This window comes from Micromonospora aridisoli (assembly GCF_056150025.1).
Genome location: NZ_JAXCFK010000004.1, coordinates 47,222 through 59,433 on the forward strand (window position 1 = coordinate 47,222; position 12,212 = coordinate 59,433).

Here is a 12,212-nt window from a genome sequence, read left to right on the forward strand (position 1 = left end):
CGACCGAGAAGGAGGCCCCCGTGGCCGTCAAGACCATGACCCGCCCCACCGCCGACATCCGGCCGTTCCGGATCGAGTTTCCCCAGGCGGACCTTGACGCTCTGCGGGAGCGCATCGCGGCCACCCGGTGGCCCGAGCGGCAGACCGTGAACGACCAGTCCCAGGGCGTGCCGCTGGAGACCAGCCAGGAGATGGCGCGCTACTGGCAGCACGAGTACGACTGGCGCAAGGTGGAGGCGCGGCTGAACGCCGTACCGAACTTCATGACCCAGATCGACGGTCTCGACATCCACTTCATCCACGTCCGGTCGAGACACGAGGACGCGTTGCCGCTGATCGTCACCCACGGGTGGCCGGGATCCGTCATCGAGCAACTGAAGATCATCGGCCCGCTCACCGACCCCACGGCGCACGGCGGGAACGCCTCCGACGCCTTCCACCTGGTGATCCCGTCCATGCCCGGCTTCGGATTCTCGGGCAAGCCGACCGAGCCCGGGTGGGGGCCCGAACACATCGCCCGCGCCTGGACCGAGCTGATGAGGCGTCTCGGTTACGACCGGTTCGTGGCGCAGGGCGGCGACTGGGGCGCGCTCATCACCGACGTGATTGCCCTACAGGGGCCGCCGGAACTGATCGGCATCCACACCAACATGCCGGGCGTCGTCCCACCCGACATCGACGCGCTGCTGCAGTCCGGCATCAGCGGCGCGAGCAACCCGCTCGACTCGCTGCCCGCCAACCTCTCCGCCGAGGAACGGAAGGCCTGCGAGCAGCTCAACTTCTTCTGGCAGCACTCCGCGTACGCCCTCATGATGGGGACGCGCCCGGAGACCCTCACCGGGTTCGCGGACTCACCCGTCGCCCTGGCGACGTACCTGATGGATCACGACGCGGCGAGCCTGGACCTGATCTGCCGAGCCTTCGCCGGCGAGGACACCGGTCTCACCCGGGACGACGTCCTCGACAACATCACGCTCTTCTGGCTGACGAACACGGGCACCTCCGCGGCGCGCATCTACTGGGAGAACAAGCTCTCCTTCTTCGCCGCCAAGGGTGTCTCGGTCCCGGCGGCCGTGAGCGTCTTCCCGGACGAGATGTACGTGACCCCGAGGAGTTGGGCGGAGCAGGCTTATCCGAACCTCATCCACTACAACAAGCTGCCCCGAGGTGGTCACTTCGCCGCCTTCGAGCAGCCGCAACTCCTGGCGGAGGAACTGCGTACCGCCTTCCGGTCGCTGCGCTGACCGGACACCCGTACCCGCTCCGGGCCGCGACCGAGGTCGCGTACGCGCGGCCGGACCGGTGACCCGGCCGACGGTGCCGGTCAGGTCGCCGGTGAACAGTAGAGATGACTCAGGGCCGGTCCCCATGGGGACCGGCCCTGTCGTCTGCTGCTCAGGTGAGCGGAGGATACGAGATTCGAACTCGTGAGGGTGTTAACCCAACACGCTTTCCAAGCGTGCGCCCTAGGCCTCTAGGCGAATCCTCCGCGAGCCAGGATACAGGTCCGCGCCGAGTCGCCCACCCCACCACCCCCTGAAGATCCACGGTCGGTCGGGTAGGCTGGGCGTACCTCCCGTGCGGCGGTATCTCGTGAACCTCCCCAGGGCCGGAAGGCAGCAAGGATAAGCGAGCTCTGCCGGGTGCACGGGAGGCCTTTCTGTCTCCGGCGCTCTCCGGTTACGGCATCTCGGGGTTTCCCGGCCGCCGGAGGCCGCAAGATGCCGCAACCGGAGTGGATCACCAGCGCGGGGACATGGCGCGACCGAGAGTGGATCACCAGCGCGGGGACATGGCGCGACCGAGAGTGGATCACCAGCGCCGACTCGGCGGGGTGGGTGGTCAGGCGGGGCGGGTCGGCGCAGAATGGCTCGGTCGAGAGGAGGCGGGACGCCGTGGCACTGGCGCTCTACCGCAAGTACCGGCCGCGTACCTTCGCCGAGGTCATCGGGCAGGAACACGTCACCGAGCCGCTGTCGCAGGCGCTGCGCAGCGGGCGGCTCAACCACGCGTACCTCTTCTCCGGCCCGCGTGGCTGTGGCAAGACCTCCAGCGCCCGCATCCTGGCCCGCTCGCTCAACTGTGAGCACGGTCCCACGCCGGAGCCCTGCGGCACCTGCGACTCGTGCCGGTCGCTGTCCGGGGACGGGGCCGGCTCGATCGACGTCATCGAGATCGACGCGGCCAGCCACGGCGGCGTGGACGACGCCCGCGAGCTGCGCGAGAAGGCCTTCTTCGCGCCGGCCAACAGCCGTTTCAAGATCTACGTCATCGACGAGGCGCACATGGTCTCGTCGGCCGGCTTCAACGCCCTGCTCAAGCTGGTCGAAGAGCCGCCGGAGTACGTCAAGTTCATCTTCGCCACCACCGAGCCGGAGAAGGTCCTCGGCACCATCAAGTCGCGGACCCACCACTATCCGTTCCGGTTGATCCCGCCGAAGGTGCTCCGGCCCTACCTTGAGCAGCTCTGTGAGGCCGAGGGAGTGCAGGTCGAGCCGGCGGTGTTCCCGCTGGTGGTGCGCGCCGGTGGCGGTAGCGCCCGGGACAGCCTCTCCGTACTAGACCAGCTCATCGCCGGTGCCGGGCCCGACGGGGTCAGCTACGCCCGGGCCGCCGCGCTGCTCGGCGTCACCGACGCGGCGCTGATCGACGAGATGTGCGACGCCCTGGCCGCCGGGGACGGCGCCGCCGCGTACGCCACCGTCGACCGGGTCGCCGAGGCCGGGCACGACCCCCGCCGGTTCGCCGCCGACCTGCTGGAGCGGCTGCGTGACCTGATCGTGCTCCAGCAGGTCCCCGACGCGGTGGCCAAGGGACTGATCGACGGGCCGGACGACCAGATCGAGCGGATGGCCGCCCAGGCCCAGCAGCTCAGCCCGGGCACCCTGTCCCGGTGTGCCGACATCGTGCACGACGGCCTGGTGGAGATGCGCGGTACCACCGCGCCCCGACTGCTGCTGGAGTTGATCTGCGCCCGGATGCTGCTGCCCGGCGTCGACGACTCCACCGGCGGCCTGCTCCAGCGCCTAGAACGCATGGAGCGACGGCTCACCCTCGCCGGCACCGACGCGCCGCCGGCCACCGCCAGCTCCGCGCCCGCCGCCAACCCCCCGGCGGTACGCACCCAGCCTCCCGCCGCGCCCGCGGCTGCCGCCGCGACCCGGGCCGGGACCGGCGCTGCCGCGCCGGCTACCGCCCCCTCGGCGAGCGCCGCCCCGCCGGCCGGTGGTGGCAGCGCGTCCCCGTCGGCCGATCGTGGCGGCGGGCATTCCTCTCCTGGCGACGGGTCGACCGGTCCTGACGGCGCGACCGCGATCGCGGGGACGGACGGCACCGCGGGTGGTGGGGCCGAAGCGGGTCACCGTGCCGGCCTGAACGGGACGACTGCCGGTCCGGCCGGTGGACCCGGTGACGGCCGTCCAGGCCGGCGGGATGCCGCCCAGGATGGTGTGGCCACCGGTGCGGTTACGCCCCGGCGAGCCGTGCCGCCGTCGGCCGTGATGCCGGACCCGGCGACCCCGGAGCCGCCCCGCCCCGGCGCGGCGAGCCCCGGTGCGCTGGACGCGGTCGCGGTGCGGCGGGTCTGGCCGGAGGTGGTCGGCAAGGTCAACCGGAGCAACAAGCGGATCGCGGCGCTGATGCGCGACGCGGTCGTCCGCGACCTCGACGGCGACACCCTCGTGCTGACCGTGAAGTCGGCGGTGCTGGCCCGGATGATGTCCGACCACGCGCAGGTGCTCACCGACGCGCTCTACGAGGAGTTGGGCGGACGCTGGCAGATCCGCTGCGAGGTGGCGGGCGAGCGGGGTGGAGTGTCTGCCGGCTCGGCTCGGGGCGGGCCCGCCGCCGGCCCTGTCAGCCCTCCGGTGGCCGGTCCGGGCGCCTCCATGCCGGGAGCCGACCGAGGTCGCTCCGGTGAAGCCTCCGACACCAGGCGGCCGGCTGCCACCTCCGATACCGAACGGCCGGGTGACCCGGCCGCCACCGTGACCGATGACGACGACTGGCCGGAGCCGGCCCGCCTTGGTGGCAGTGCCCCGACTTCGCCCGCCGCCGGTGGCACGTCCGACGACGACTGGCCGGAGCCGGCCCGCCCCGGCGTCTCTTCCCCCGACATCGGGGCGGACCCGTCCGGCGCACCTCGGGCAGCTACGCCGCACGCCTCGGCTGACGGACGAACCCCGTCCGGCGTCCCGGTGGGCCGCGGTGCTGACCCGGCGGGCGGCTCAGCCGCCGCCGGATCGGGCGGTCCAGCTGCGAGCACCGCCTCGGGTGGGGCAGTGAACGTCGCCACGGGTGGGGCAGCGGGGAGCACTGCCTCGGGCGGGCTGGCGGGAAACGTCGCCTCGGGCGGGCTGGCCGGGAGCGTTGGCTCGGGTGGTGCGGCGGGGAACGTCGCGCCCCGGCAGACCGCGACGACCAACGGCAACGGCATGTCCGGTCGTCCCGGTGGCGCAGCGGTGAGCAGTGCGATCGCGGCGGCTCGGGCGGCGGCGGCCGGCCGGGGTCCGCGTACCGGTCAGGCGACCCGGCAGACCGCGGACGTGGAGTTCGCCGGTGAGCCACCGTACGATCCGGATTTCGACGGCCCGCTGCGCGGTGGCGCGGGGCGGCCCGGCGGTGCCCGGCCGGCCGCCACTCCCTCCTACGAGGGCTTCGACCCGGGCGACGAGCCACTCGACGAGATCATCGACGAGAAGACCGCCCGCGAGTCGAGCGAGGAACAGGCCGTACGCCTGCTCCGCGAGACCTTCGGCAACGTCGAAAAGATCGGCGACTGACCCAACCCCCACTCAGCGCCGATCTTGCACTTTCTGCCTCCACAAATGTCATCGAAACCGGCATCACGGCGACCAGAAGTGCAAGATCGGCGAGCCGGGGCGGGTGGGTCGGTGGGGGGCGCTAGGGTGGCGGCGGCAGAGTGGGCGAGTTGAGGGAGTCATCGTGCGGCCTGGTGGACAGCCGAACATGCAGCAGATGCTGAAGCAGGCGCAGAAGATGCAGCAGCAGATCGCCAAGGCGCAGGCCGAGCTGGCCGAGGCCGAGGTGAGCGGCACTGCCGGCGGTGGTCTGGTGACCGCTGTCGTCACCGGTTCCGGCGAGGTCAAGAGCATCAAGATAGACCCGAAGGCCGTCGACCCGGACGACGTGGAGACGCTGGAGGATCTGGTCGTCGCCGCCCTGCACAACGCCACCGAGGCGGCCCGCGAGCTGACCGAGCAGAAGATGGGCCCGGTCGCGGGCGGGATGGGCGGCCTCGGCCTGCCCGGGTTCTGAGCCCGCAGATGTACGAGGGCGCGATCCAGGATCTGATCGACGAGCTGGGCCGGCTGCCGGGCGTGGGCCCCAAGAGTGCCCAGCGGATCGCCTTCCACGTGCTGTCCGCCGACCCGGCCGATGTCAACCGGCTGGCCGGCGCGCTGCGCAAGGTCAAGGAGCTAGTGCGGTTCTGCACCAGTTGCTACAACGTCGCCGAGTCCGACCAGTGTCGGATCTGCCGCGACCCGCGCCGCACCGACGAGGTGATCTGCGTGGTCGAGGAGCCGAAGGACGTGGTGGCGATCGAGCGGACCGGTGAGTTCCGCGGCCGCTACCATGTGCTCGGCGGGGCGATCAACCCGCTGGAGGGCATCGGGCCGGACAATCTGCGCATCCGCGAGCTGATGACCCGCCTCGGCGGGGGCGCGGTCCGCGAGTTGATCCTGGCCACCGATCCGAACACCGAGGGCGAGGCGACCGCCACCTATCTCGCGCTGATGGTGAAGCCGATGGGGATCGCGGTGACCCGGCTGGCCAGCGGGCTGCCGGTGGGCGGCGATCTGGAGTACGCCGACGAGATCACCCTGGGCCGGGCCTTCGAGGGCCGCCGGGCCGTCTGAGGCCCTCCGGGGTCCACTGTGGGTTCTGACATGTGGACGGGCTGGCTGACAGTCGATGTAACAAATCTGCATCGACCAAATCGGGCAAAAAGGTTCTTTGCCGGTCGTCTGTGCTGGCCTTTCGCCGCTGTCCCAACGATTAAGACACGATCCGGTACCAACCGCTTCGACAGCCATTTCCCGCCGGTCCGAACGGGGGCTAAGGTCACCGCCATCGGTGACCCTGTCACCACGTTGTCCGTACCCCCAAGGACGAGGTGAAGCACCATGCGTGCATCCAGGCCGAAGGTCGCTATCGCGGCCGTGGCGGCCGCGGCCCTCGCGGTAGCAGGCTGTGCCGAGAGCGACCGCGAAGGTTCCGGCGGTAGTAACAAGGACACCCTGGTCTTCGGCGTCGCCGGAGACCCGAAGGTGCTCGACCCCAGCTTCGCCAGCGACGGTGAGTCGCTGCGCGTGGCCCGCCAGGTGTTCGAGACGCTGGTCCGCCCGGAGGAGGGTGGCACCAAGGTCAGCCCCGGCCTCGCCGAGTCCTGGGAGCCGGACGCCGCGGGCACCACCTGGACGTTCAAGCTGCGTTCCGGCGTGAAGTTCCACGACGGCACCGACTTCAACGCCGAGGCCGTCTGCACCAACTTCGACCGCTGGTACAACGCCAAGGGCCTCATGCAGAGCCCGGACGTGACCGCGTACTGGCAGGACATCATGGGCGGCTTCGCCGCCAACGAGGACGACACCCTGGGTGAGAGCCTCTTCAAGTCCTGCTCCGCCACCGACCCCACCACGGTCGCCCTGACCTTCAGCCGGGTCTCCAGCAAGATCCCCGCCGCCCTGATGCTGCCGTCCTTCTCCATCCACAGCCCGAAGGCGCTGCAGGACTACGACGCCAGCAACGTCACGGGCAGCGCCGACGACATCAAGTACCCGGCGTACGCGACGGAGCACCCGACCGGCACCGGCCCGTTCAAGTTCAAGTCCTGGGACGTCCCGAACAAGACGCTGACCCTGGAGCGCAACGAGGACTACTGGGGCGACAAGGCCAAGCTGAAGACGCTCATCTTCCGGACCATCTCCGACGAGAACGCCCGTAAGCAGGCGCTGCGCTCCGGCGACATCCAGGGCTACGACCTGGTCGGACCGGCCGACGTCGAGCCGCTGAAGAACGAGGGCTTCAACCTCCTGACCCGCCCGGCCTTCAACATCCTCTACCTGGCCATCAACCAGAAGGGGAACCCGAAGCTGGCCGACCTGAAGGTCCGGCAGGCGATCGCTCACGCGGTCAACCGACAGGCCCTGGTCGACTCGAAGCTGCCCCCGGGCGCTCAGGTCGCGGTGAACTTCTTCCCCGACACCGTCGAGGGCTGGAACGGCGACGTCACCAAGTACGAGTACGACGTCGAGAAGGCCAAGTCGCTGCTGGCCGAGGCCGGCGCGTCGGACCTGACCCTGCGGTTCCACTACCCGACCGAGGTCACCCGCCCGTACATGCCGAACCCGAAGGACCTCTTCGAGCTGGTGTCGGCGGACCTCCAGGCGGCCGGCATCAAGATCGAGCCGATTCCGCTGAAGTGGAGCCCGGACTACCTGAACGCCACCACCTCCGGCAACAAGCACGACCTGCACTTCCTCGGCTGGACCGGTGACTACGGCGACGGCTACAACTTCATCGGTACGTTCTTCGACCGGCAGAAGGACGAGTGGGGCTTCAACAACCCGGCCCTGTTCGAGAAGTTCAAGCAGGCGGACTCCACCGCGGACCAGGCGGCCAAGGTGGCGCTCTACAAGGAGCTGAACGCCGACATCATGAACTTCCTGCCGGGTGTGCCGATCTCGCACGCGCCGCCGGCCATCGTGTTCGGCAAGGACGTGACCGGGGTCAAGGCGAGCCCGCTCACCGACGAGCGGTTCGCCACCGCCGAGTTCAAGTCCTGATCTGACGCACTGACCGCGGGCGGGCGCTGTTACCCACAGCGCCCGCCCGTGATCCCTGCACCCCTTTCGAGGCCGCCGTGTTCCGGTTCATCGTCAGACGCCTGCTTCAGCTGATACCCACGCTGTTCGGGCTCTCCATCCTGTTGTTCATCTGGCTCCGGCGACTGCCCGGCGGCCCCGAGACCGCCATCCTCGGCGAGCGGGGCACACCCGAGATGCGCGCCGCCATCCGCCGCAACCTCGGGCTCGACGAGCCGATCCTGATCCAGTACGGACGCTTCGTCCGGCGGATGGTCCGTCTCGACCTGGGCACCTCGATCTCCACCAAGCGTGAGGTCACCACCGAGTTCCTCCAGCGCTTTCCCGGCACCGTCGAGCTGACCGTCACCGCGATGGTGATCGCGATCGGCATCGGCATCCCGCTGGGTTACCTGGCCGCCCGTCGACGCGGCCGGTTCCTCGATCACGCCTCCGTCGGCGGCTCGCTGATCGGCATCTGCATCCCGGTCTTCTTCCTCGCGTACGTGTTGAAGGCGATCTTCTCGGAGAACCTTGGCTGGTTCCCCTCCAGCGGCCGGCAGGACCCGACGATCGGGGCCACCCGGATCACCAACTTCTTCGTCCTGGATGGGCTGATGACCCGTGAGTGGGACGCCGCCGCCGACGCGCTCTGGCACCTCGTGCTGCCCGGGCTGGCGCTGGCCAGCATTCCCTTGGCGATCATCGTCCGGATCACCCGGGCCAGCGTGCTCGAGGTGCTCAACGAGGACTTCGTCCGTACCGCCGAGGCCAAGGGGCTGACCGAGAACGTCGTCCGACGCCGGCACGTGCTGCGCAACGCCATGCTCCCGGTGGTGACGTCGATCGGTCTGCTCACCGGCGGCCTGCTCTCCGGCGCGGTGCTCACCGAGACGGTCTTCGCGTTCAGCGGGATCGGCGCCTTCCTCGCCGACGCCATCAACCAGCGTGACTATCCGGTCCTGATGGGCTTCATCATGATCATCGCGGTGGTGTACGTGCTGGTGAACCTGATCGTGGATCTCTCGTACAGCCTGATCGACCCGAGGGTGAGGGTCCGATGACGACCATCAGTGGCAAGAAGCGAGAGAAGATCGACCGGCTCGCCGAACTGGCTGCCCGCGACGACGAGCGCGGGGTGAGCCTCTGGCAGGACGCCTTCCGTCGGCTGCGGCGCAACCCGGCCGCCATCATCGGCGCGGTCATCCTCACCATCTTCGTCCTGGTCGCGCTGATCGGACCGTTCCTGGTGCCGTACGGGCCGACGGACACGATCGGCATCCGGGAAGGCGTCATCAAGCCGGGGCTGATCCCCGGACCCTCGGGCGAACACTGGTTCGGCTACGACCACCAGGGCCGGGACGTCTTCAGCCGCATGATCGTCGGAGCCCGGCAGACCCTGCTGGTCGGCGTGGTGGCCACGCTGATCGGTCTCGCCGTCGGCATGTTGATCGGCGGTATCGCGGGTGCCGCCGCCGGCCTGGGCGGCCGCTGGGGGCGCTGGATCGACAGCACCCTGATGCGGTTCATCGACATGCTGCTGGCGATGCCCGCCCTGCTCCTCGCGGTCAGCATCGCCGCGCTGCTCGGCCGGAGCCTGACCACGGTCATGATCGCGGTCGGCGTGGTGTCCGTGCCGGTCTTCGCCCGGCTGCTGCGCGGTTCGATGATCGCCCAGTCCAACAGCGACTACGTGCTGGCGGCCACCTCGCTCGGGGTGCGTAAGTCGAAGATCGCACTGACCCACGTACTGCCGAACTCGGTCGCTCCGGTCATCGTCCAGGCGACGCTGACCCTGGCCACCGCGATCATCGAGGCCGCCGCGCTGTCCTTCCTCGGACTCGGCAACCCCGACTCGGCGACCCCCGAATGGGGCGTCATGCTGGCCGACGCCCAGCAGTATCTTGGCGTCCGGCCCGAGCTGGCCATCTATCCGGCGGTCGCCATCATCATCACCGCGCTGGGGTTCACCCTGCTCGGTGAGGCGATGCGTGAGGCCCTCGATCCGAAGCTGCGGAAGTAGGTGTGGCGAGCATGAGCGGTGCGCGCCCGACTTCCACGGCTATGAACGAAAGGGCGGTGCGGCATGGCACTGCTTGATGTCGAAGATCTTTCCGTCACCTTCGCTCGGCGGGGCCAGCGGACCGTACGCGCCGTCGACGGCGTCTCCTTCTCCGTCGACGCGGGCGACGTGGTCGGCCTGGTCGGCGAGTCCGGCTGCGGCAAGTCGGTGACCTCGCTGGCGATCATGGGTCTGCTGCCGAAGCAGCCGGGCCTTCGGGTCGGCGGCAAGGCGGTCTTCGATGGCACCGACCTGCTCCAGCTCGACGACCGGTCACGACGGGACATCCGGGGCCGGGACATCGCGATGATCTTCCAGGATCCGCTGTCGTCGCTGAACCCGGTCGTGCCGATCGGACTCCAGGTCACCGAGGTGCTGACCCGGCACCGGGGGATGAAGGGGGAGAAGGCGGCGAAGGAGGCGGCGCAGCTGCTCGACCGGGTCGGCATCCCCGATCCGAAACGGCGGCTGAAGGAGTACCCCCACCAGCTCTCCGGCGGGATGCGCCAGCGTGCCCTGATCGCCATGGCGGTGGCCTGCCAGCCCCGGCTGCTCATCGCCGACGAGCCGACGACCGCCCTGGACGTCACCATTCAGGCGCAGATCCTGGAACTGCTGAAGGACCTGGTCCGCGACTCGGGCACCGCGCTGGTGATGATCACGCATGACCTGGGCGTGGTGGCCGGCATGTGCGACACCATCAACGTGCTTTACGGCGGCCGGGTGGTGGAGACCGCGCGGCGGCGTCCGCTGTTCCGTCAGCCTCGGCATCCGTACACCGTGGGGTTGCTCGGTTCGGTGCCGCGTCTGGACGCGGGGCGTGGCGAGCGGCTGAACCCCATCCCGGGCTCGGTGCGTGACCTGCTGCCGTGGCCGGACGGCTGCGCCTTCGCCCCGCGCTGCACCCGGCGGGTGGACGCCTGTGTCGGCGAGCCGCCGGAGCTGGTGCTCACCCACGACGGTCGCAGCTACCGATGCGTCAACCCGGCTCCGCTGCCCGGTATGACGCCCGGCGAGGAGGTTCGGGAGGCGGTACCGGGACAGGCCACGCCGGGCTCGGTGCCCGCGCAGGCGGTGCCGGACGACCCGCCGGCCGTGCCGGGCCTGGCCGCCGCCCCCAGCGAGGAGGAGACGTCGTGACCGGGAATGACATCCTCGTCGAGGTACGGGATCTGAAGGTGCACTTTCCGATCAAGCGGGGAGTGCTGTTCGACCGTACGGTCGGCCACGTCAAGGCGGTCGACGGCGTCGACCTGAGCATCTCGCGCGGCAGGACGTACGGCCTGGTCGGCGAGTCGGGCTGCGGCAAGTCCACGCTCGGGCGGGCGCTGCTCCAGCTCACCCCGCCCACCGCCGGGGAGGTCAGCTTCGACGGTGTCGAGCTGACCACGCTGGCATCGAACAAGCTGCGCGCGATGCGCAGGCGGATGCAGATGATCTTCCAGGACCCGATGTCCAGCCTCGACCCGCGGCAGAACGTCGAGTCGATCCTCACCGAGGGCCTGGAGACGCACGGCATCGGCGGTGACCGGAACGGCCGTCGCAAGATCATCGCTGAGACGTTGGACCAGGTCGGCTTGCCGCGTTGGGCGCTCTCCCGTTACCCGCACGAGTTCTCCGGCGGTCAACGGCAGCGCATCGGCATCGCCCGGGCGCTGGTGCTGGGGCCGGAGCTGATCGTCGCGGACGAGCCGGTCTCCGCGCTCGACGTGTCGATCCAGGCCCAGGTGGTCAACCTCCTCGACGAACTCCAGGACAACCTCGGCCTGACCTACCTGGTCATCGCGCACGACCTGGCGGTGGTCCGGCACATCTCCGACACCGTCGGCGTGATGTACCTGGGCGCACTGGTCGAGGAGGCACCCAGCGACCGGCTCTACACCGAACCGCTGCACCCGTACACCCGGGCGCTGATGTCGGCGGTGCCGGTGCCCGACCCGGACGTCGAGGACCGCCGCGAGCGGATCCTGCTCGCCGGTGACCTGCCGTCGCCGGCCAACCCGCCGTCGGGCTGCCGCTTCCACACCCGGTGCCCGTGGGCGCAGCCGACCCGCTGCGCCGACGAGCGGCCCGAACTGCGGGAGATCGGCGGCAGCCGGGTCGCCTGCCACTGGGCCGAGCAGATCGCCAGCGGTGAGCTGCGTCCGCACAAGGTCAGTGTGGAGATCGTCCGGCCGGAGGGCGAGGGCGAGGACCCGTCCGTCGTCTCCGCGCCCCACGAGCCCGGCTCCTTCGTGTAGCTCTGCGTTTCGTGCAAGGAAGGGCCCCTTCCTAACGCCTCCGGTATAGGAAGGGGCCCCTGTTAACACGCTCGTCCGTGAGCG

General features: G+C 69.9%; 9 protein-coding genes, 1 tRNA gene and 1 other RNA gene. 10 read left to right on the forward strand and 1 reads right to left on the reverse strand.

The genetic code is table 11. The features are described 5' to 3' along the window. The first annotated feature begins 20 nt into the window (after window positions 1-20). Entirely contained in the window at window positions 21-1,244 is a 1,224-nt protein-coding gene (locus SM447_RS09645) for an epoxide hydrolase family protein (RefSeq protein ID WP_474572423.1), read from the forward strand. 160 nt (window positions 1,245-1,404) lie between these two features. Here SM447_RS09645 and SM447_RS09650 read toward each other — a convergent pair. Then, window positions 1,405-1,489 (reverse strand) — tRNA-Ser (locus tag SM447_RS09650). A gap of 81 nt (window positions 1,490-1,570) precedes the next feature. Between SM447_RS09650 and ffs the strand changes: the two genes are divergently transcribed. The 9 genes from ffs to SM447_RS09695 all read left to right on the forward strand — a co-directional run bounded on the left by ffs (window position 1,571) and on the right by SM447_RS09695 (window position 12,128). After that, window positions 1,571-1,660: signal recognition particle sRNA small type (ffs, locus tag SM447_RS09655), an RNA gene on the forward strand. Window positions 1,661-1,895: 235 nt separating this feature from the next. Then, entirely contained in the window at window positions 1,896-4,781 is a 2,886-nt protein-coding gene (locus tag SM447_RS09660; RefSeq protein ID WP_474572424.1) for a DNA polymerase III subunit gamma and tau, read from the forward strand. 187 nt (window positions 4,782-4,968) lie between these two features. Next, window positions 4,969-5,277, forward strand: a complete 309-nt coding sequence (locus SM447_RS09665) for a YbaB/EbfC family nucleoid-associated protein (protein WP_474572794.1) — start codon at window positions 4,969-4,971, stop codon at window positions 5,275-5,277. An 8-nt stretch (window positions 5,278-5,285) separates the two neighbouring features. Next, window positions 5,286-5,879 (forward strand): recombination mediator RecR, encoded by a 594-nt coding sequence (gene recR / locus SM447_RS09670; RefSeq protein ID WP_474572425.1) that lies wholly within the window; start codon window positions 5,286-5,288, stop codon window positions 5,877-5,879. 267 nt (window positions 5,880-6,146) lie between these two features. Beyond that, on the forward strand, window positions 6,147-7,808 hold the full coding sequence (locus SM447_RS09675) for an ABC transporter substrate-binding protein (protein ID WP_474572426.1): 1,662 nt from the start codon (window positions 6,147-6,149) through the stop codon (window positions 7,806-7,808). 77 nt (window positions 7,809-7,885) lie between these two features. Then, window positions 7,886-8,890, forward strand: coding sequence for an ABC transporter permease (locus SM447_RS09680; RefSeq protein WP_474572427.1), 1,005 nt, complete (start codon window positions 7,886-7,888; stop codon window positions 8,888-8,890). Then, complete coding sequence (locus tag SM447_RS09685) at window positions 8,887-9,849, forward strand: ABC transporter permease (RefSeq protein WP_474572428.1); 963 nt, start codon at window positions 8,887-8,889, stop codon at window positions 9,847-9,849. Before SM447_RS09680 ends, SM447_RS09685 begins: the two co-directional genes overlap by 4 nt. A 63-nt stretch (window positions 9,850-9,912) precedes the next feature. Next, entirely contained in the window at window positions 9,913-11,028 is a 1,116-nt protein-coding gene (locus SM447_RS09690; protein ID WP_474572429.1) for an ABC transporter ATP-binding protein, read from the forward strand. Then, window positions 11,025-12,128 carry an ABC transporter ATP-binding protein gene (locus tag SM447_RS09695; protein WP_474572430.1) on the forward strand — a complete coding sequence of 368 codons (1,104 nt, stop codon included), beginning with the start codon at window positions 11,025-11,027 and terminating at the stop codon, window positions 12,126-12,128. The genes SM447_RS09690 and SM447_RS09695 overlap by 4 nt, the downstream gene beginning before the upstream one ends. Window positions 12,129-12,212 lie beyond the last annotated feature (84 nt).